This is a genomic window from Lysinibacillus sp. NPDC096382 (assembly GCF_044762845.1).
In the GTDB taxonomy this organism is placed as follows: domain Bacteria; phylum Bacillota; class Bacilli; order Bacillales_A; family Planococcaceae; genus Lysinibacillus.
In genome coordinates this window covers 22204-42669 of record NZ_JBIWFC010000005.1, presented here as the reverse complement: position 1 = coordinate 42669, position 20466 = coordinate 22204, and the positions used below count along the sequence as shown (strand labels likewise).

Annotated in this window: 19 protein-coding genes; 14 read left to right on the top strand and 5 right to left on the bottom strand. The window is 36.0% G+C overall.

All coding sequences use genetic code 11. The features are described from left to right. Nucleotides 1-186 precede the first annotated feature (186 nt). The 6 genes from ACIQZA_RS09485 to ACIQZA_RS09460 all read left to right on the top strand — a co-directional run bounded on the left by ACIQZA_RS09485 (nucleotide 187) and on the right by ACIQZA_RS09460 (nucleotide 5719). Nucleotides 187-1239, top strand: coding sequence for a YkvI family membrane protein (locus ACIQZA_RS09485; RefSeq protein WP_402881420.1), 1053 nt, complete (start codon nucleotides 187-189; stop codon nucleotides 1237-1239). A gap of 450 nt (nucleotides 1240-1689) precedes the next feature. After that, entirely contained in the window at nucleotides 1690-2640 is a 951-nt protein-coding gene (locus tag ACIQZA_RS09480; protein ID WP_142508548.1) for an ABC transporter permease, read from the top strand. Continuing rightward, nucleotides 2633-3586, top strand: coding sequence for an iron chelate uptake ABC transporter family permease subunit (locus ACIQZA_RS09475; RefSeq protein WP_400941495.1), 954 nt, complete (start codon nucleotides 2633-2635; stop codon nucleotides 3584-3586). The genes ACIQZA_RS09480 and ACIQZA_RS09475 overlap by 8 nt, the downstream gene beginning before the upstream one ends. Next, a complete protein-coding gene (locus ACIQZA_RS09470; protein WP_142508546.1) occupies nucleotides 3583-4344 on the top strand; it encodes an iron ABC transporter ATP-binding protein in 762 nt (253 codons plus the stop codon). Before ACIQZA_RS09475 ends, ACIQZA_RS09470 begins: the two co-directional genes overlap by 4 nt. Nucleotides 4345-4395: 51 nt before the next feature. Continuing rightward, nucleotides 4396-5403: a siderophore ABC transporter substrate-binding protein gene (locus ACIQZA_RS09465; protein WP_402881422.1), complete on the top strand. Its 1008-nt coding sequence runs from the start codon at nucleotides 4396-4398 to the stop codon at nucleotides 5401-5403. Nucleotide 5404: 1 nt separating this feature from the next. Next, the gene (locus ACIQZA_RS09460) at nucleotides 5405-5719 is read left to right on the top strand and encodes an antibiotic biosynthesis monooxygenase family protein (protein ID WP_142508544.1); all 315 of its coding nucleotides are present in this window, start codon (nucleotides 5405-5407) and stop codon (nucleotides 5717-5719) included. A 240-nt stretch (nucleotides 5720-5959) separates the two neighbouring features. On the opposite strand, the gene ACIQZA_RS09455 is transcribed toward ACIQZA_RS09460, so the two are convergent. Continuing rightward, on the bottom strand, nucleotides 5960-6604 hold the full coding sequence (locus ACIQZA_RS09455; protein ID WP_323654664.1) for a hypothetical protein: 645 nt from the start codon (nucleotides 6602-6604) through the stop codon (nucleotides 5960-5962). 477 nt (nucleotides 6605-7081) lie between these two features. Here ACIQZA_RS09455 and ACIQZA_RS09450 point away from each other — a divergent pair, with 477 nt between their 5' ends. The 6 genes from ACIQZA_RS09450 to ACIQZA_RS09425 all read left to right on the top strand — a co-directional run bounded on the left by ACIQZA_RS09450 (nucleotide 7082) and on the right by ACIQZA_RS09425 (nucleotide 13327). Then, entirely contained in the window at nucleotides 7082-7984 is a 903-nt protein-coding gene (locus tag ACIQZA_RS09450; protein WP_400941488.1) for a polyprenyl synthetase family protein, read from the top strand. 12 nt (nucleotides 7985-7996) lie between these two features. After that, entirely contained in the window at nucleotides 7997-8155 is a 159-nt protein-coding gene (comX, locus tag ACIQZA_RS09445) for a competence pheromone ComX (RefSeq protein WP_400941486.1), read from the top strand. 47 nt (nucleotides 8156-8202) lie between these two features. Further along, nucleotides 8203-10452 (top strand): sensor histidine kinase, encoded by a 2250-nt coding sequence (locus tag ACIQZA_RS09440; RefSeq protein ID WP_402881444.1) that lies wholly within the window; start codon nucleotides 8203-8205, stop codon nucleotides 10450-10452. Next, the gene (locus ACIQZA_RS09435; RefSeq protein WP_400941508.1) at nucleotides 10436-11050 is read left to right on the top strand and encodes a response regulator; all 615 of its coding nucleotides are present in this window, start codon (nucleotides 10436-10438) and stop codon (nucleotides 11048-11050) included. Before ACIQZA_RS09440 ends, ACIQZA_RS09435 begins: the two co-directional genes overlap by 17 nt. Before the next feature lie 434 nt (nucleotides 11051-11484). Beyond that, a complete protein-coding gene (locus ACIQZA_RS09430) occupies nucleotides 11485-12384 on the top strand; it encodes a hypothetical protein (protein WP_400941484.1) in 900 nt (299 codons plus the stop codon). A 334-nt stretch (nucleotides 12385-12718) separates the two neighbouring features. Beyond that, nucleotides 12719-13327, top strand: coding sequence for a phosphatase PAP2 family protein (locus tag ACIQZA_RS09425; protein WP_400941481.1), 609 nt, complete (start codon nucleotides 12719-12721; stop codon nucleotides 13325-13327). Nucleotides 13328-13588: 261 nt separating this feature from the next. Here the strand turns inward: ACIQZA_RS09425 and ACIQZA_RS09420 are convergent, their stop codons facing one another. Genes ACIQZA_RS09420 through thrC form a run of 3 tightly spaced genes read right to left on the bottom strand, consistent with a single transcriptional unit; the run spans nucleotide 13589 to nucleotide 16264 of the window. After that, on the bottom strand, nucleotides 13589-14272 hold the full coding sequence (locus tag ACIQZA_RS09420) for a 2-hydroxy-3-keto-5-methylthiopentenyl-1-phosphate phosphatase (RefSeq protein WP_400941479.1): 684 nt from the start codon (nucleotides 14270-14272) through the stop codon (nucleotides 13589-13591). 28 nt (nucleotides 14273-14300) lie between these two features. Beyond that, a complete protein-coding gene (gene thrB, locus ACIQZA_RS09415; protein ID WP_402881428.1) occupies nucleotides 14301-15215 on the bottom strand; it encodes a homoserine kinase in 915 nt (304 codons plus the stop codon). Further along, the gene (gene thrC, locus ACIQZA_RS09410) at nucleotides 15212-16264 is read right to left on the bottom strand and encodes a threonine synthase (RefSeq protein WP_142508535.1); all 1053 of its coding nucleotides are present in this window, start codon (nucleotides 16262-16264) and stop codon (nucleotides 15212-15214) included. The genes thrB and thrC overlap by 4 nt, the downstream gene beginning before the upstream one ends. 206 nt (nucleotides 16265-16470) lie before the next feature. On the opposite strand from thrC, the gene ACIQZA_RS09405 reads away from it, so the two are divergent. Next, nucleotides 16471-17700 carry an MFS transporter gene (locus tag ACIQZA_RS09405; protein WP_400941473.1) on the top strand — a complete coding sequence of 410 codons (1230 nt, stop codon included), beginning with the start codon at nucleotides 16471-16473 and terminating at the stop codon, nucleotides 17698-17700. Nucleotides 17701-18426: 726 nt separating this feature from the next. Further along, entirely contained in the window at nucleotides 18427-19293 is an 867-nt protein-coding gene (locus ACIQZA_RS09400) for a MurR/RpiR family transcriptional regulator (RefSeq protein ID WP_402881431.1), read from the top strand. A gap of 93 nt (nucleotides 19294-19386) precedes the next feature. Here ACIQZA_RS09400 and ACIQZA_RS09395 read toward each other — a convergent pair whose 3' ends face one another. Continuing rightward, nucleotides 19387-20187 carry a GNAT family N-acetyltransferase gene (locus ACIQZA_RS09395; RefSeq protein WP_400941468.1) on the bottom strand — a complete coding sequence of 267 codons (801 nt, stop codon included), beginning with the start codon at nucleotides 20185-20187 and terminating at the stop codon, nucleotides 19387-19389. Between the last annotated feature and the right edge of the window lie 279 nt (nucleotides 20188-20466).

Sequence of the window (20466 nt, the reverse complement as noted above, 5' to 3'; positions counted from 1 at the left end):
CGTGAATGAAGCGGCTCATCGGACGCCCCCAGGAAGTTCTGCTCTGTGTGAAAGCGAAGCGTCAGCGGCAAATGTTTTTTTCTTCGCGAAAGCGAAGCGTCAGCGGCAAAGCGCCCAGTCGGAACGGAAATCAACCACACGTTTTGGTGATGACCCCAATAATAGGATAAACAGGGAGAGAACTGATTGAAAAAAAGTTTGCAAATCGGTGGTGCCTATGTAGGGATTATTGTCGGTGCGGGATTTGCATCAGGACAGGAAATCGTACTATATTTTACGAGCTATGGCTTTCAAGGGATTTATGGTGCACTTATTGCTACAGTTGGGTTTGCCTTAGTAGGAATGTGCATTGCTCAAATTAGCTCAAGATTACGTACGACATCGCACAAGGATTTAATTTATCAAATTTCAGGTAATGCTGTAGGTTTGGTGATGGATTATTTACTGTCGCTTTTCTTATTCGGTGTAGCAGTAATCATGTTTGCAGGAGCGGGTGCTACGTTTCATCAAATGTTTGGACTACCCGTTTGGCTTGGGAGCATTTGTATGATTGTACTTACTATAGCGACAGTTATGATGGATGTGAAGAGCATTATAAACGTTATTGCAATTGCTACGCCCTATCTGCTAGCAATTGTCTCGATAATAGCGATCTATTCATTAGCTACGATGGATTTAACCTTTGTCGAACAAGCTGTTATTGCACAACAAGCACAGGTAAGTTCTAAAAGCTGGTGGGTTACTGCTTTACTGTATTTGTCTTTTAATATCGGTGTATGTTTTTCTCTTTTAACTGTTATGTGTGGGTCTATTCGCAATGAAAAAGTGGCAGGGCTGGGAGGTATTATTGGTGGGATTTTGCTTGGAGCTTTAATTCTACTTATTAACCTGTCTCTTCTTGCAAAAATGAATGTTATCGTTGGCATTGATATACCAATGTTAGCTTTGGCAAATGAAATTCATCCTCTTATTGGTCTATTGATGTCCTTTTCTTTATTAGGGATGATTTATAATACAGCAGTGGGGATGTTCTATTCATTTATGGTGAGATTTTTAAACCCTAATAAGGCCAGTTTTAAGGTAACTGCCGTTTTTATCGGTAGTTTGGCCTTTTTAGCAAGTCTCGCGGGTTTTACAACGCTTGTAGCTAAGCTATATGCTGTGATGGGATATGTCGGTTTTGTATTAATCGTGTTAATTATTTTTGCGTGGCTAAAAGGCGGTCGACGAATAACTTAACTTCTTTGGAGCACATCTCCCGCTTCTATGGTGGTGAGATGAATGGGGTTTTAAGTCACTTTTTAATGGTGTCCAAACATCCGCTTAAATAGAAGAACTCAGTCTAAAAACGCCACGTCACCTGTGGCAATACATCCATTGGCCGAAATCCTCCGAACGCAATTATGCCGAGGTATAATTGCTTTGATAAGGTAATTGAGAAGGAATTAGTATTTTATTCTCAATTACCTTTTTATTTGTGTGAAAAATGTGGAAATTTTTAACTTTAGAAATGACGCTGAAGGCAAATTTTCCGTTGAGAATTCTTGTTTCTAAGGATTCTCAAATAAAGCGAGAATAATTCTCAGTTGTAGGTTGACTGAGAATGGAAACACGCTTATAATGAGAATCGTGAGTAATGATAATCATTTTCAATGATTACGAGCAAAAATGAATCTACCGGGGATTACAATGAAAAAAAGATATCTTTTTACAGCAACTGTTGTTCTGTCTATAGTTTCACTATTTATCGGTGTAGTTGATATAAAACCGAGTGATCTATTAGATTTTGAATCAGAAGAAACTAGACTATTTTTTATCAGTCGTATACCGAGGCTTGTAGCAATTTTGTTAGCAGGTGCAGGTATGAGTATTGCTGGTTTAATTATGCAAAGCTTAAGTAGGAATAAGTTCGTGTCACCAACGACAGCAGGTACATTAGATGCTACAAAGTTGGGGGTACTAATTTCGATGATGTTTTTCACAAATGTCACGTACTTTCAAAAAATTTCCTTCGCTTTCATATTTGCTTTAGCCGGCACATTATTGTTTATGCAAATATTAAATCGAATAAAGTTTACAGATGCGATCTTTATACCGCTTATTGGCTTAATGTTTGGGAATATCCTTTCGTCAATTACGACGTTCTTTGCGTATAAGGCGGATATTATCCAAAACATTTCTGCATGGTTACAGGGAGATTTCTCATTAATGATGAAAGGTCGTTATGAGCTTTTATACATAAGTGTACCCGTGCTGATTTTAGCTTACATTTATGCGAACCGCTTCACAGTGGCAGGAATGGGTGAGGATTTTGCAAAAAACCTTGGTCTTTCTTATAAATTCGTTGTGAACTTAGGTTTAGTGTTAGTAGCACTTATTTCGACGACAGTGGTGCTAACAGTTGGTATGATACCGTTCCTTGGTTTAATCATTCCAAATATAGTTTCACTGTTCAAAGGGGATAACCTCTCTAAGACATTGCCTCATACAGCATTACTAGGTATGTCGTTCTTATTATTCTGCGACATTGTAGGGCGTGTACTGATTTTCCCTTATGAAATTCCGATTAGTATGACTGTCGGTGTCATCGGAAGTGCGATCTTCCTAATTATGTTGTTTAGGGGGAGAGCATATGCGTAGCCGTACAAAAATGTTGATTTTATTAGGTTTGGCTGTAGCATCTATTTTACTGTATGTATTTTATGAGCTTAATGGTAACTATCATTATGCGTTTCCACGCCGCCTTATTAAAGTGGTAGCGATGTCGTTAACAGGAATTGCGATTGCATATTCAACTGTAGTATTCCAAACGATTACACATAACCGTATTTTAACGCCAAGTGTAATGGGACTTGATGCATTATATATGATGGTTCAAACGTTCATCTATTTCTTCTTTGGCTCTATGTCGATATTCGTTATTAACGCCAAATACAATTTCTTACTAGCTGTTTTAGCGATGGTTGTCTTTGCGGTAATATTTTATCGAGTATTGTTCAAGGAAGGAAAACGTCCGATTTATTTCTTGCTGCTTGTCGGTATGATTGTCGGAACGTTTTTAGGAAGCGTAACTACGTTCTTCCAAGTTCTAATAGACCCGAATGAGTTTTTAAGCTTACAAAGTAAAATGTTTGCAAGCTTCAACAATGTCAATTCGGATTTAGTATGGCTTGCTGGTGTTGTCATAATCATTACCTTTGTTTATGGCTGGCGTCACATGAACCAATTAGATGTAATGTCTCTTGGACGTGATACAGCAATTAATTTAGGGGTACCGTATGACAAGCTTGTGCAGCGTATGCTCATATTATCTTCAGTATTAATTGCCGTTTCTACAGCTCTTGTTGGGCCTATTACTTTCTTTGGCTTAATCGTGGCAAATTTATCGTATCAATTTTTCAAGACGTACAAGCACTCTGTGATAATCGCAGGTTCTTGTGTAATGAGTATTGTAGCTTTGGTCGGTGGACAGTGGGTGGTCGAACGTATTTTTAATTTCGATACAACACTAAGCGTTATTATAAACTTCGTAGGTGGCGTGTACTTCATCTACTTATTATTGAAGGAAAGTAGGTCAGCGGGATGATCCAAGTAAAAGAAATCTCTAAGTTTTTTGGGAAAAAACCGGTCATTCAAGATGTCAGTGTGGACGTTGCACCAGGAAAAATTACGTCTTTTATTGGACCGAATGGCGCAGGTAAATCAACATTGCTTTCAATGGTAAGCCGTTTACTTAATGCAGACACTGGAGAAGTATTACTCGATAAATCCGATGTACGTCGTTGGAAATCGGATGATTTTGCGAAGCGAGTATCCATTTTAAAACAGTCAAACTATATGAATGTTCGCCTAACAATTCGTGAGCTTGTTTCATTTGGGCGTTTCCCTTATTCGAAAGGGAATTTGAAGCCTGAGGATGAGCTAAAGATAGATGAAGCAATTCAATATATGAATTTAAAGGATATTCAGCACAATTATTTGGATGAATTATCTGGTGGTCAACGTCAACGTGCATTTATTGCAATGGTTATTGCGCAGGATACAGACTATATTTTGCTTGATGAGCCGCTTAACAATTTAGACATGAAGCACTCTGTGCAAATCATGAAAATTTTGCGAAAGCTCGTTGATGAGCTAGGGAAAACAGTTGTCATTGTATTACACGATATTAACTTTGCTTCCGTATACTCTGATCATATTGTCGCATTAAAAAATGGACGTGTTGTCAAAGACGGTCCAACAAATGACATCATCAACTCTGATGCGCTTAAGGAAATTTATGATATGGATATCCCGGTTCAAGAACAGAATGGTTGTCGCATTTGTGTATATTTTAACTCTTAAAAAAATAATAGATGGAAATGTCCATCTGAAAAATAAAGGAGCAATTTTACAATGAAAAATTGGAAATTACTTACTGTGTTAATGGCAATGATGCTATTAGTACTAGCTGCTTGCGGTTCTAAAGACGAAGCAAAAAAAGAAGATAAAGGTTCTTCAACTGATAAGCCAGCTGAAGAGCAAAAGGAAGAAGCTACATCTTACCCACTTACGATCCCAGCTATCAAAGATGGTGAAGATACTTTTAAAGAAGTAACGCTTAAAGAGCAACCAAAGAATGTTGTTGTATTTGACTATGGTTTCCTTGATACTTTAGATGCTTTAGGTGTTAAAGTTGCAGGTGTTCCACAAAAATCAGTTCCAAAATACTTAAGTAAATATGCTGGTAAAGATTATGTTAATGTTGGTGCTTTAAAAGAGCCTGACTTTGAAGCAATCTCTTCTATGAATCCAGACATTATTTTCATCTCTGGTCGTCAAGCATCTGCTTACGATGAATTATCTAAAATTGCGCCAACTGTATATGTAGGTGTAGATGATCAAAATTTCGTGGAATCATTCAAAGAAAAAACTGAATTAGCTGGTAAGATTTTTGGTAAAGAAAAAGAAGCTGCTGATGCATTTGCTGCATACGAAGCAAAAGTAGAGGAAGTTAAAGCTAAAACAGCTTCAGCTAAAGAAAAAGCTTTAATCGTTCTAGGTTCTGAAGGTTCATTATCTGCATATGGTCCTGGTTCACGTTTCGGTGTGATCCATGATGTATTTGGTGTAAAACCTGCTGATGAAAAAATTGAAGTTTCTACACATGGTTCTAACGCATCATTTGAATATGTACGCGACACAAACCCAGATATTTTATTCGTAGTTGACCGTGATGCTGCTGTAAATCCAGAAGGCGAGTCTGGTACAAAAGCTGCAATTGAAAACGAAATCGTTGGTGCTACTAACGCTGCGAAAAATGGTAAAATCTTTTATCTAGATCCACAAGTTTGGTATTTATCTGGTGGCGGTTTAACTTCTGAAACTCAAAAAGCTGAAGACGTTTTAAAGGCGTTTAAATAATATGTTTGTACAAATTAAACGTATTGTCGTAACGGAAGGGAATTCGGATAAAGTTGTTGAGCGTTTTGGCGCCAAAAAAGATGGTCCGTCATTGCTTGAACAACAGCCAGGCTTTATCGATAAGCAAGTACTTGTAAAAAAAGTACGACGTGGTGATGAGGAAGTGCTAATTATGGTTCGATGGGAATCAGAAGAAGCGTGGAAAAACTGGGAGAAGAGTCCCGAACATATTGCTGGTCATAAAGCAAATGCGGGTAAACCTAAGCCAGATCATATCATCGAAAGCGGCCAAGAAGTTTATTATGTAAAAGGTTAATAATTAGAGGTGTCTCAAAGTTCATTTGAGGCACCTTTTTCTTATGAATAGTAGAATCATTGCATTGTCCGATAGAAATGCAATGATAGATAGTCGAAGCGACGGAAAGGAAGGCTGGAGCGACGGAAAGAACCGCCAGATCGTCGGAAAAAGTCAAAGAACTATAAAATGGCATAAAGAACGATATTAAGGAAGAAGGGCGAGGCACATAACTATATCTGTGCCATACCCAGTCTAATATTAATGCTTAATGGACGTTCTATTCCATGAATTTAATGTTGTAGTAATATTTAGAGAAAAACCATTGTCATTAATGGAAACCCCGGTGAAAGTGGCAGTCGATTGTTGTGGTGCCCATTTTGCTTTTTTTACAGCAGTAATGTCCCTTAAGGAGGACATTGCCATTTCTGAATTAAAAAGATAAGTAGGTAAACCGACTGTTTCCCCAATTTTAATAGCATTTCCAATGGACGAAGTGCTAGAGCAATTGCCTCTTGCATTTATAATACTAAAGCTTGGTGACATATAGAGTACAGGTGTATGTATGTTTAATTCGGAGGTAAATGGACTTACTAAAGGCAATATAGACAGGCTTTCTTCGGATACTCTTATAATTCCGTATTGTTCTATAAAACTGTCCAGCCTTTGCTGAAAAGTATCTTCAAATCCAGGAATATTGCAAATAAAATTTGAAAATGTAGATTTGCTTTTATACTCTGCTAATGTTTCTTTAAAAACCTGTTGCTCAGCATCAATAATAATTTGCTCAATATATTGTTGTTCTTTCGAAGGTTTTTTAATAGTGATTTCTTCTTCAGAGATTAAAATTGTACAGGAAAAATTAGCTGTAAGTAATAAAACGTTTTCATTTACTTCATTTTTCATTTCAATCACTCCCAGTGTTTCGAGAATTTCCTTGTTAATAGATTATGCGAAATGGAGGGGATTTCCATTCTGAGTAGGCGTTCAATGTAACTCTAAGCCCGAGAAGCGGCCGTCTTCTCCCCAATCAACTTATATACATAGTATACAATCTAGTTTCTCATGAGCTTTATAATTCAAAGATTAGTGTACGAACAGAATACAAATTGATCTTAGCTTACTATAAGCGTATCATCAGTGAGGACGCCATTTCAATGGTGAGTTTACGCCAAAAAATGGCGGGCAATAATATAACTCCGCCATTTATTTTACTATTCCTAAATAAAGAAATGGCGTGCTTTCCACGAATACCGCCACTTTTTGGCGGTATTTTGTGTTAATGATATATTGTAAAATATTACCTCGTGATTTCGGTGTCTAGTATTATTTCCCATTAATCTGTATAATATTTATTAATATACTTAAGGGAGGAGAGGACTATTGCAGGAGCTTGACGAACAAATTAATGAAGCATTGGACATTCTAATTGAAAACGAGATATTGATAAGTCATGAACTACGGTCGATGCTAAAAAAATTTAAAGAAGAAAAAAAGGCAGTTGGCTATTCATTTGGCAAGCTTTGTTATTGGCATTATGAAGCATTTACAGATTGTCTGAACGAAGACATTTATAAAGTTGCCGCAGCTATCGAACTTTTAATTTTATCGTTTGATATAATCGACGACTTGCAGGACAAGGATTCAGACTACAGTTGGACTAAAACACCTGAACTATCATTAAATGCTGCTTTAGCTATGCTAGTTATGGCTTCTAGAACTATACGTGAGTCTACCTTTGAACATAAAAGTACTGCTATTCAAATACTAGAGGATTATGCATTACGAAGTATAAACGGTCAGCAACTAGATTTACTCAATACTTGTAGGGATGAGCAATCCTATATACAAATGATTGAACAAAAGTCGGGTTCTTTAACAGCAATGGGTTGCTTAATTGGCGAAGTGCTTGCAAAAGGAGAGAAATCTTCTGAGATTGAGGAGTATGGGAAATATATAGGTATTATCCAACAAATTAAAAACGATATTCAAAGTTTAAAAACTTGGGGACCTAAAAATGATTTACTAAATAAAAGATACTCATTGCCTATTATTTATCTTTTATCGCAGGGAAATGATGTTTCAAATTCTGTTGTAAACTATTATAATGATGATATAGTTGCATTTTTGGATAATAATGCTACGGAAAATGAGTTGACAAATGGTGGCGCAATACGTTATGCAATTACTATTAAGAATGTTTACAAGTTTAGAGCATTAGATACTCTTGAAAATGTAGCTATAAATGAAGTATGTAAAGATTACCTAAAAAAACTAATACATTGAGGAGAGGTTAATATGATTAATGTCATTCAACATCTAGAAAAAAACCCTGACTTAGTTGCACTCTTAAAAGAACAAAAAGCTTCATTAATTGGAGTTTCAGCTATGGAGCAAAGAGCGATACTTGACTCGTTTGAAGAAGACGTACGCTTAGAAAATGGATTTTGGAATTAAAAATATTTAAACGTATATGGTTTCTGCTTGCTGTAAGTACTTACATATTGCTGGGATCTTACCTACTGTATATTACTTACAGCAAGCATTATTTGGGTATAGATTTAAAAGAAGCGAATGGGGAATGGGTAGTAACTAGTTCGTACAATAAACAATTAGAGGATGGAATTCGAATTTCTGAAGGAGATGTAATTTTAAGTGTAAATAACCTTCATACCGAGGATATCCCTAATATAAAACATGATCATTTATTACGTACGGCAAGCTTGCTAACAATCATGAAGCCTAACGGACAAATAATGGATGTGAGCGTTAGTAGATTTGATTTACCAGAGCAATATTTTCATTACATATTGGTAATACCTTCTTGTTACTTTTTTTTAACATTAATTATTGTGTTTTACTTATATTTAAAACAAAAAAATACATCTCTTTTATGTTTACTTATATTATTTATGCTCACTGTTTCTCTGGCTTATGTTAGCATTGGTGCATCCGGCAGTCTAAACAGTATTGGTGTAATCGTTAATCGTGGTAGCATGTTACTATGCTTAGTGTTATTACTCCACTTCTTAAGGAATTATTACACATTTTTAAAAACAAATTGGTTGCTTTCTAATAATATAAAATTATTTTATATACTTCCTGTGATAGCGATGATATTGGGCGGTATTGGTATTATATACCCTGCTGTTAATAATTTACTTTCGAATATTGTACTAGCTATGTTCTTCGTTTTCCTTATTATCATACTTAGTATTTTATTGCTAAGCTATTTCAAATATAAATCGCCTCAGTTAAAAATTTTATTAATTAGTATAATGATTCCGTTTCTGCCATTCCTTTTTCTATATGCGCTCCCTTACATTTTATTTCATCAATATATACTTTCTGCTGAAATTAGTGCTCTTTTTTTATTGTTAATTCCGTTTAGTTTTATTTTTACGCAGTTAGCAGAGCGGCTATTTGATATCGAATATCATATTACTAGATTACGTTATTATGTAATCTTTTCATTGATTTTTACTTTGTGGTTTATAGTTGGATTGTATTGGATTGCAGGAAAATATTTAACGATGACCGTCATATCAGGTGTTTCATTTTTTACTTTTACATCGTTAGTTGTTCTTTTTTACATAAAAGAGAAAGTCGATTATCGAAAACGAAAAATCTTATTTTCGACAAAAGGGGATTATATACATCAGTTATATACAGCTGTAGATAAGATTGGTAAAACAATAAAAATAGATAATCTTCTAGAAAAATTTGTGCAAGAGGTTTCTCTCCATCTTGAGCTCGAACATGTATTTGTATTAACTTATGACTATGACACAAAGCAATTTACATCAACGGTTGAGGGTAATCTTCCGATTAATCCAATGTTAATGGAAGATTTAAAATTAGGGGAAATTAAAAAATTTGATCAAGTCTATCTAGCTTTCCTCCATCAAGATGCTCATTATAAAAGAGCGTTAGTATTGCGACATAATAATTCAATTTATTTGAAAGATGAAGAGCTTCTATGGCTTGAATTGCTCTTATTATATGTAAATAATTTTATTGAAAATACAAAGATGGTAGAAGAGCTGTTAGAGGAATTAAAGCATATGAGGCAAGCAGATGATAGTCAATTACCTTGGTTAAGCAAATTATTATGGTTAAGGTTTGAAGAGGAAAAATATCAATTAGCTCAAGAATTACATGATACAAATTTGCAAGAGCAGCTCCATATTGCCCGGGAGGTTGATGTCCTAGTCAATATGAAGGATGCAACAGATATCCAGCCAAAACTTGCGAAAATTCATCAACAGATGGTTACATCTTTACATGATTTAAGAGCTTATTGCGAAAATTTGAAGCCCCCATTATTAGACACATTAGGATTGAATGCCGCATTAGAAAAGCTTATTCGCAAAGTAATAGAAAGAGCTAGTTTTATGTTAATTTATACGATCGATCGCCTTTATTTAGAAGATGAGCGTATGAATTTAATGATTTATCGACTATTTCAAGAATTACTCAATAACGCGTTAAAACATTCCTATGCAACAACAGTTGAAATTCATTTGCGGGAAATGGACGATGGTTTCGAAATTATTTACAGGGATGATGGTGTAGGCTGTAATATTGGGGATATAATTGTCGCAGAATCGATGGGAATTCAAGGTATGCAAGAGCGTGTAAAGGCCTTTAACGGGCAGTTTTACATCGATTCACAGGTTAGTGAAGGAATGTCTATTAGAATTACAGTAAAAGAAGGAAGTGATACACTTGATTACGATGCTCATAGTGGATGATCACCCTATTGTGTTAGAGGGAACGAAAAACCTATTTCAAGAAAATGAAGATATTATAGTTGATACAGAAAGCGATGCAACTCGTGTCATACAGAGAATTAAAAACAAGCCATATGATATCTACTTAATTGATATAAATATGCCGTTAGAAAATGGCATTAATGTAGGACGTAACATTAAAGCTATCCAGTCAAATGCTTCAATTATTCTTTATACTGGTGATGATATAACTGATTATTATCCACTTATTTTAGAAAGGAAAATAGAAGGTATTTTAGCTAAAACAGCATCTAAGGAGCAAATTTTACGAACTGTTCGAGCCATTGCAAATGGTGAAATTGTTTTACCTCAAAATTTCTTGGATTTTCTGGATAATAAATTTCAATTGCAGGATGCCAAACTCGATATTCACTTAAATGAAAAAGAAAAGAAAATTTTAAGATTGATTGCGGAAGGGCATACAAATAAAGCAATTGCGATAGAGTTAAATATTCCTCAGCGAACAACCGAAAGATATTTAACTCAGCTGTTCTCTTTATTGAATGTAGATTCACGGACAGAGGCTGTAAATCTTGCAGAAAGAATGAATTTACTATAGATTGTCTGTATGTTATACTAAACTTTCGTTGGTATATTTTCCAATAAAAAGGGAAAGTTTGGGTAGTTTCGCAACACTATATATTTACCTAGTTAATTACACCTGAATTTCAATTCTAAATACCTATATTTTTTAATAACACCGCCAAATTATGGCGGTGTTTTTTCTATGTCCGCCAAATCACGCCGAAAATTGGGCTAAAAACCGCCAAAAAATTGGCGTAAACCCAACGTTGAAATGTCGGTGTAAGTACTGGTACGCTTAAGATAATCGTGGTTAAGTAGATTTGCTATAGTAGGTAATACTATATAAGATTTCGTTTAAAATAAGAGCCTGGCTATCTATGAAGAAAGTAGAGATTGTAGATTTTTTTAAAGTTACTAGCTAGTCAACGTACTTCACCATAAAACTTTATATAAAGGTAGGCGTGTATTTTGAAAGTAGAACTTGAAAATTTATTTTCTATAGATGAATCTAGTCAAGATCAAGTTATTAATGTTTATAATCGCTATGGTATTTTTATAGGTGCACCTAAAATAAGAAAAAGAAATTTAAAGGCATCTTTTAATCCTATTTTTACATTAAATGAAGACGTAACATATGAACATGTAGCAGCACTCTACAAATCATTGGAACACGAATTAGGAATTGTTTCAATCGGAGAACGTTTTTACTTTGACTTTTCGGATAGCGAATATGAGCAAGCACCATTGTTCACACTAAACTCAACTGGTAACTCACCTGAAATGTTTATAGATGATAGAGGAACTTTATTTTCTATAAACACCCATTGCCAGCATTGTGGACTAATGGAAAAAGAGCAGCTTTCTCCATTAGTGATAGATACAACAGAAATGAAAGGCCGTCATCTAGTTCATGTGAGCGGATATTGGGTTGCTTCACAGGAATTAGCGACATTAATGAAGCAAGAGGATATGAAAGGCTATGAACTGTTAGAAGTTATTCATCAAGGACCGAAAGAAGGGAAGCAAAAAGCTTTTCAAATTATACCTACACAAGTATTACCGGAGAGTAGTGCTGAAAGAGTTAAGTTGTATTTTGCGACCGAGCAACCTCCATGTCGTTGTGGATTAAGTGGGGTAATCAATGGTCCGGATATTTATAATCGTAAAGATATAACCAATATAGAAAATGATGTTTTCTTATCAGCAGAATGGAGTCATGACGGTAGATATTTATATCGAAAGACTTTGTTCAGTAGAAAGTTTAGAGAATTAATTTATAAAAACAATATATCTCGTGAAGTAAGAGGAGAGAAGGATAAAAACTTTGGGCCGAAGGATTGGTTATTCGATCCAGTATTATTAAAATAATTTAAACTGAAGATGAGGAAGTGTATATTTTGTTTAGAAAAATAATACCTATCGTTGCAATCTTATTTATCGTTGCATTAGCTCTTTCAAATTATTTTAATAGGGCAGAAGAAAAAACATTTGTCCTACCCCAAGAAAGAGGGGGCACATTGGGTTAGATAAAGATTTACCAATCTGACATTTACGGGGAGATAATCTTGTACCTAACTTCTTGGTGTTATCTTTGCATTGGGAATTGTACACGGGATAAAAAGCCAAATTCACCTCTAGTTAACGTAAATATGATATGATGTGAAAAATATAACAGCATATTGTTCTTGAGGTGAAGTATTATATGAAAAAGTGGGCTTATCCTTTAGCGGTATTAACGCTCATTATCTTTTTTGTGTTACGAGTTACTTTTCAAAGTGAATTCATCAATACTTTTGATACAAAAATGGCAGATTTATTTTTCAGTAATCGTTTTATAGAATTTTTCCACTATATAGGAGAACCGATATTTGTAGTATCCGTAGCTATAGTCTTAATCGTGTATTTAGCGTGGAAAGCAAAAAATAACCGAGGTATATTATTTGTTTTGTTAACGGTTGCAGGTGGAAATGTACTTAACCAATTATTGAAAAAATGGGTGCAGCGGCCAAGACCTGAGATTGAAGAACAATTAACATCCTTTAGTTTTCCTTCTGGACATGCTATGACCGGTATCTTGTATTTATTTACAATAGCTTATATTTTTTCGGAGAACAATAGCAAGGGACGTAAGACATTGCTTTGGCTTGGGGCAATTGTTTTAACTGTACTTATTGGTTTGTCTCGAGTTGCTGGAGCCCGTCATTTTGCTTCAGATGTATTGGCCGGATGGAGTATGGGCTATACGTGGTTTATCATTTGTGTTATTTGGTATGAACGTCGGAAGAGAATTATCAATAATGCCTCAGCATAATTGCGTCCGGATTCCGTGATATCCGCCGGAGGAGCGGATGTTTGGACACCCACTGAAAAGTAACTTAAACCCGCATTCATCTCACCGCCTATAGAGGTGGGAGACTTCTGTACCTGTCGCTACGCTTTCGGTACAGAAATTAAAGAGAAAAATAAATCATGAACATGAAATGGGAGCCATCTAATTGTAGGTGGTTCCCTTTGTTATGTAGAAATAAGAGCGATCCGTATTAACAGACCGCTCTTATTGCTCTGATCTCAATTACATGGAAACAGCCTTTTCTGCTTCCATAAGCTTTTTTACAGCTTCTAAGCAATCATAGAATGTTTCAAACGGCTTATAAGGAAGATGAAGGTCTTTACAGCGTTTAATAAGATGATCCCTGGCAAGTACTAAATCTGCCTGTTTTGCTGCCTCAAAATCAGAAAGTGAGTCTCCAATTACGATTTTAAAATGATTACTCTGTGCAACTTTTCGCATAACGCTTGGCTTGCAGCAACCGCAACCCTGTACATCAAATTTCGCACATTCTTCATCACAGCTATTTGGAAAAACGAGCTTAATTTGCTGTTCGGAAAAATCAGCACTGTTACAATATATCCCGGAAAATGGACCGTATTTTTTTAATAGTGGCTCAATGAAAAAATCGACACCTCCGCTAACAATATAAAACGGAATATGGTTCTCTTGTGCATAACGAACGAAATCACCAAAGCCCTCACGTATAATGGCCGAATCTAATAAATATTGGATCACAGCATTCTTTTGTTTAGTTGAAAATAGCGCGAACATTGCTGAAACGCCATCTTTAAAGGTTATAGTTTGTTCCATCATTGCTTTAGCAATTTTCTCAGATTCCTCTGGAACGAATTGAGTCATTAGAGAGACGATATTATCTGTTTCTGTTATAGTGCCATCAAAATCACAGAAAATAATCGGTTTCAAGCTACTTCCCCCCTTCAAGAAAAAACGTCTACTTTTGCAGTAGACGTTCAAATTTTACTTGTACTCCGTTTTCATCGGCTTTTGTTAAGATAATTTCATGCTCTGGAAATTGATTTTTCATGGCATTTACGAAATTTTGTGCAATAGCAGTAGGAATGATAGAAATCAGTGTTGGTCCTGCGCCGCTTAAAGCTGTTCCAAATGCCCCATTAGCCTTTGCTGCTTCATGAATCTCTTTATATTGTGGAATTAAATTGGCGCGGAAAGGTTCATGGAATAAATCAACCTCCATATAACGACCTGCACGCTCGAAATCACGAACCATTAATGATGCAGCTAGCATATTTGCATTTGCAGAGGCCCTCACTGCATATGTTCGATCAAATTGTTCTGGTAAAACAGAACGGGATTCACTTGTTTTTAGTTCGACATCGGGCACATACACAACGAAGGAAGCATCTAGATCATTAACATGAAATGTATCAACAACGCCATTATCATCCATTGAAGAAATTGTTAATCCTCCTAATACCGAGGCTGTTGCATTGTCAGGATGTCCTTCGATTTGTGAGGACAAATTGAGTTTATCCTGTAAAGTTAAGCCTAAGTCACAGACTTGATTAGCTAGTTCAATTCCTGCAACGATGACCGCTGCACTGCTCCCTAAACCACGGGCTAATGGAAGTTCACTTGCCATTTCAACACGGCAGGCAGGTAGTTGCTTCCCGTATTGCTCCACAATTTTTTTTGCAATGACGTATAGTAAATGCTCTTCCAGTTCAAACTCTTTAGGACCATTATCATCGAGGTGGATAATTTCCCAACTATCCTGTAAAGACACGGTTAACTTTAAGTAAAGGGATAAGCCAAGCCCTATTGAATCAAAGCCTGGACCTAGATTTGCTGTGCTCCCAGGAACCGTGATCTCCCACATGTTACTCATAGTACGCCCTCGATATATTTTCGAATTTCTTCTTCATCGTTTTTAAGTGAAACAACATCTACAGTCGAGACATTCATGGCAGTATCAGGATCTTTCAATCCATTACCCGTAAAAATTGTCACAACTTTAGAGCCCTTCGCAATTTTGCCATTTTCAACTGATTTAATAACGCCAGCTAATGATGCAGCTGAACCTGGTTCAACGAAGATTCCTTCAGTGCCAGCAATTAATTTGTAAGCAGCTAAAATTTCTTCGTCTGTAACTGAGTCAATAATACCACCAGACTCATCGCGAGCTGCTTCTGCAAATTTCCAACTTGCAGGATTACCGATACGAATAGCTGTTGCCACTGTCTCAGGATTAGCAATAGGTTCACCTTTTACAATTGCTGCTGCACCTTCAGCTTCAAAGCCGAACATTTTTGGTAAACCAGAGCCTTTTGCTGCATCGTATTCTTTAAAGCCTTTCCAGTATGCAGTAATGTTACCTGCGTTACCAACAGGGATGCAAAGATAGTCTGGAGCTTTTCCTAAAGCATCTACAATTTCAAATGATGCCGTTTTTTGCCCCTCGATGCGGAATGGATTTACAGAGTTTACAAGTGCCACTGGAGTTGTTTCACTTACTTGACGAACAATATTTAATGCATCATCAAAATTACCGTCGATTTCGATAATCTTTGCACCATACATTGTTGCTTGGGCTAGTTTACCTAGGGCTACTTTTCCTTTAGGGATAACGACTATGGACTGGATTCCAGCGCGAGTTGCATAAGCTGCTGCTGCGGCTGATGTGTTACCAGTTGAAGCACAAATAACACATTTGCTACCTTCTTCAATCGCTTTTGCAACGGCAAACACCATACCACGGTCTTTAAAGGAACCAGTTGGATTTGCACCTTCAATTTTTCCATAAAGCTCAATGCCTAGTTTTTTAGATAGATTTACTAAATGTATAAGAGGCGTATTGCCTTCGTTTAAAGTTAGAGCAGGTGTATTTTCTGTTACGGGTAAAAATTGTTTATATTCCTCAATTAGGCCTTTCCACATAACGTTTACGATCTCCTTTTGTTCTCATAGGAAGAACAGTTGTTTTTGTATAAAAGACATTTTAACGCAAATTGCCCCATGTTTTCAATAGAATTTCATAAATTGTCTAAACAATTCGGTAATTTGAATTTTTGCTTGTCACTTTCTTGAAACAACTGTATAGTAAACTTACGATGTAAAGTCAGGTGTAAAGACAGGTGGTTAAAATGACGATAAATACAGTATCAACGGATAAATTTCAACAATCTATTTCTCGCAATAAGCTTTTAGGGGTAGCGGGGGTAGGCTGGCTTTTCGATGCAATGGACGTAGGAATATTATCGTTCGTTATCGCAGCATTAGCAGTTGATTGGGGATTAACACCAAGTCAGTCGGGTTGGATTGGTAGCATAAACTCAATTGGTATGGCTGTAGGTGCTCTTGTTTTCGGCGTGCTTGCCGATAAAGTGGGACGTAAACAAATTTTTATGTGGACGCTTGTATTATTTTCGATTGCGAGTGGCTTGTCAGCATTTACCACTACATTAGCTGCTTTTATGACACTACGCTTTTTAGTAGGCATGGGGCTAGGGGGAGAATTGCCAGTGGCGTCGACGTTAGTTTCTGAGAGTGTAGAAGCTAAAGAGCGTGGGCGAGTAGTTGTTTTGCTAGAAAGTTTTTGGGCGGCGGGATGGTTAATCGCTGCACTGATATCGTATTTTGTTATTCCTTCATGGGGATGGCGTAGTGCTTTATTGTTAACGGCAATTCCAGCAATATATGCAATTTATCTTCGTTGGAACCTGCCAGATTCACCGCAATTTACTGTAAAGGCTGCGTCTAAGAAACGTAGTGTTATGCAAAATATTCGAGAAGTATGGTCGAAAAAATATGTACGCTCGACACTTATGTTATGGGTGCTATGGTTTACGGTTGTTTTCTCGTATTACGGTATGTTTTTATGGCTACCGAGTGTTCTGGTTGGTAAAGGCTTTGATATGATTACGAGCTTTAAATATGTTCTCATTATGACGCTTGCGCAGCTACCAGGTTATTTTACAGCTGCTTGGTTTATAGAAAAATTTGGGAGAAAGTTTGTACTTGTTTCTTATTTAATTGGTACAGCAGTAAGTGCGTTCATTTTTGGTAATGCGGAAACACTAGTAGTGCTATTAACATCTGGGATGTTTTTATCGTTCTTTAACTTAGGAGCATGGGGTGCGCTTTATGCTTATACACCAGAGCAGTATCCTGCAATTATTCGTGGAACGGGTGCAGGAATGGCAGCAGCTGTTGGGCGCATCGGTGGTATTTTTGGACCTTTGTTAGTAGGCTCTTTATTAACTGCAGGTTATGATATTGGTTTTATCTTTGCTATTTTCTGTGGAGCAATTATTATCGGTGTTGTTGGGGTAATATTCTTAGGTCGAGAAACGAAACAAATTGAATTAGAATAACAAAAATAATCATGTCTTGGATGAACTATAATCCAAGACATTTTTATCAATTGATTTACATAAAAATTAGAGGTTATTAATTTTTATACAAATATTTTTAAAAATCTGTTAAAATCACACAATAAGGTTCGTCACTGAAAATGGGGATGACATTTGGTTAAAACGTATAGTACATGGATCAATTGATTGCAGGCTAGGATTTATTGGTGATCACCATGGCTACAGATGTAACCTTGGAGCGAGCTTCGTTAGGAAAGCTTACAGTCGCAACTGAAATCAACGCTTGTCTTATAAGGTTGATTCAGCGATAAACTTTGATAATGGAAATAGAACGATTTTTTGTCTTTCCTACATTAGCGAGTTAAAGCATTGAAGATTTTTCAGAAAAGTCGTTGTATTCAGATTGTAATCGTGATACTGTATTTTTAACTTCTTTCAGCAATTATTTTCTGTACCGAAAGCGTAGCGACAGATACAGGTATCTAAACGTCCGATGAAAGAAGTTAAAGCCTCCAGCCGATTACGGATGCATTGTTTATCTGTGCGAAAGCGAAGCGACAGCAACAAATGTTTTCTGTGCGAAAGCGAAGCGACAGCAACAAATGTTTTCTGTGCGAAAGCGAAGCGACAGCAACAATTATGTTGAGGCATAATTGATCCGAATTTAGAGTCAGTAGGAAACAATCTCCGTTCGTGATAATTTCATTGAAAGAAAGGTTGTTAGAAATGAGCATTAATGAAGAAATAGAAAGAAGATTTGTTAGGCTGTCAAAAGGCCAGCGTAAAGTTGCGCAATTTGTTATGAGTAACCCTACAGTTGTAATAGGTAATGGAGCAGCAGAAGTTGGTAGACAGGCGAATGTTAGTGAATCAACAGTTATTCGTTTTTGTTATGCGATGGATTTGATGGGCTATGTCGAGCTTCAAGACAAGGTCAGAAGCTATGTAATGACTCAAAATGGTGGTGAGAGTCCTCAACCTACATATTTTTCAAGTAAGCGGAATATTCCAAGTTTCGGTAAGGTGATGCAACGCGATATTCAAAATATTCAAGAGACGATTCATTTGATTAACGATAATATGCTTCAAAAAAGCTCAAAGTGGATGCATGAAGCAGAGAACGTTTATATTTTAGGTACTCGTCAAGCTGCGTCCATTGCAAATTGGTTATCGTATACAATGAAAACTTTACGTCCAAATGTAAAACAGCTTCGCTCAGAATCCGACGATATCGTACAACAAATTAACAGTATAGGGGAACAGACGACATTAATAGTTTTTGCAGGGGACAAGTATTCAAACGACATTCAAACGATTGTAGAAATTGCCAAGAAGAAAAAAGCTAAAATTATTGCTATTACTGGTTCGGCATTGTCTTCTATTCGGGAATATGCAAGTGCATTATTTACACTAAGTCTGAAAAAGCAATCTTCATTGGATGTTATTCCAGTAGTATTTTCGTTTTTACATGCGCTAATTGAGGAAATGGTTAATCAGGATAAAGCGCAATATGAGAAATACCAGCAATCATATGAGCAATTAGAAAATAATTTGTTATTCTTAGATGCAGCAAGAGAGAAGCAAGTTTTCTAAACATTTTACAACGCATAGAAAACGTAAAATCTGATTTATGCTACAAATAAAAAAGATGTCCAAATAAGTTTTAGACATCCTTGAAAAAGAAGCTTATAAAATTTTACTTAAGCTATATTCGTTAATAAAGGTATCATTTAATTTAATAGCATTTTGTCGGATACCTTCTTGCTGAAAATCTAATTTTTTAAACAGCTGTAAAGCACAATCATTATGTTCCATAACAGATGCTTCTAAGCGTGAAATATCCCGCTGTTTAGACCATTGTTCAACTGCTTTCATCAGCTCTGAACCAATACCTTGTCGTTGATGCTCTTCCTTAACAGCTAGGCGGACTGATGCAACATGCTTAGTTTTAGAATGTTTATAGCCATGGATAACGGCATAACCAGCAAAATTACCATTTAATATACAAAGTAAAATTGTACGGTTTTTTAATTGTTTCCAATTGCTTAAATCTTTACGAAGCTGTTGAACTGTGAGGTCTAATTCATTTTCCCTGTTATACATGAAGTCAGTTTGTTGGAAAATTTCTTCTTGCAAATGAATAAATGATCTGGCATCTGATGCTTCAATTGCTCGAATTATGTATGCAGATGGGTTTTCGTCATCTTTAGAAATATTACTCGTAGTCTTCATTTGTGTACGCGAGAAAGATACACTGGTACCGAGTTTAACATCAATGACATAGTAGCCTGCATTTGTCCATGACAAATAGTGAGAGAGAGGGGGCTTTGTTTTCTTCCACCAGCTCCTATTCAAGTAAGCTGCATTTGGCAAGGCTTGTCCCATAATGTTTTCGAGTTCGCTAAATGATAAAGTAATTTCTTGTTGTAAAGCTACTTCAAAATAATTTGCTAAAGGAATATACTTTTTTTCCATCTTCTTTGTCATCGTGATCCCCATTTCCTGTATATCCTAATATATATATAGACTACCTGATAATAGCATAAAATTATGGTTTCTTAAATACGAAAACACAACTATATATCTATTTATAGTAAAAAATTTTTATAAACTACGTATTATTACTATTAAGTGTTATAAATAGGATGTTATTAACAGATAAATATATTAAATTCAATAATAACCCATAATTAGTTTTAATGGGTGATTTTTGGACTACCACCGTGAAGTGAGGTTGATTTTCCGTTCAGACTGTGCGCTTTCCTC

Excerpts from the sequence above, each read along its gene's own strand:
- thrC (WP_142508535.1), bottom strand. The coding sequence starts at position 16,264 with ATGTGGAAAGGCCTAATTGAGGAATATAAACAATTTTTACCCGTAACA.
- ACIQZA_RS09400 (WP_402881431.1), top strand. The coding sequence starts at position 18,427 with ATGAGCATTAATGAAGAAATAGAAAGAAGATTTGTTAGGCTGTCAAAA.
- ACIQZA_RS09470 (WP_142508546.1), top strand. The coding sequence starts at position 3,583 with ATGATCCAAGTAAAAGAAATCTCTAAGTTTTTTGGGAAAAAACCGGTC.
- thrB (WP_402881428.1), bottom strand. The coding sequence starts at position 15,215 with ATGAGTAACATGTGGGAGATCACGGTTCCTGGGAGCACAGCAAATCTA.
- ACIQZA_RS09465 (WP_402881422.1), top strand. The coding sequence starts at position 4,396 with ATGAAAAATTGGAAATTACTTACTGTGTTAATGGCAATGATGCTATTA.
- ACIQZA_RS09455 (WP_323654664.1), bottom strand. The coding sequence starts at position 6,604 with ATGAAAAATGAAGTAAATGAAAACGTTTTATTACTTACAGCTAATTTT.
- ACIQZA_RS09425 (WP_400941481.1), top strand. The coding sequence starts at position 12,719 with ATGAAAAAGTGGGCTTATCCTTTAGCGGTATTAACGCTCATTATCTTT.
- ACIQZA_RS09475 (WP_400941495.1), top strand. The coding sequence starts at position 2,633 with ATGCGTAGCCGTACAAAAATGTTGATTTTATTAGGTTTGGCTGTAGCA.
- ACIQZA_RS09480 (WP_142508548.1), top strand. The coding sequence starts at position 1,690 with ATGAAAAAAAGATATCTTTTTACAGCAACTGTTGTTCTGTCTATAGTT.
- ACIQZA_RS09460 (WP_142508544.1), top strand. The coding sequence starts at position 5,405 with ATGTTTGTACAAATTAAACGTATTGTCGTAACGGAAGGGAATTCGGAT.
- ACIQZA_RS09395 (WP_400941468.1), bottom strand. The coding sequence starts at position 20,187 with ATGACAAAGAAGATGGAAAAAAAGTATATTCCTTTAGCAAATTATTTT.
- ACIQZA_RS09435 (WP_400941508.1), top strand. The coding sequence starts at position 10,436 with ATGCTCATAGTGGATGATCACCCTATTGTGTTAGAGGGAACGAAAAAC.
- ACIQZA_RS09405 (WP_400941473.1), top strand. The coding sequence starts at position 16,471 with ATGACGATAAATACAGTATCAACGGATAAATTTCAACAATCTATTTCT.
- comX (WP_400941486.1), top strand. The coding sequence starts at position 7,997 with ATGATTAATGTCATTCAACATCTAGAAAAAAACCCTGACTTAGTTGCA.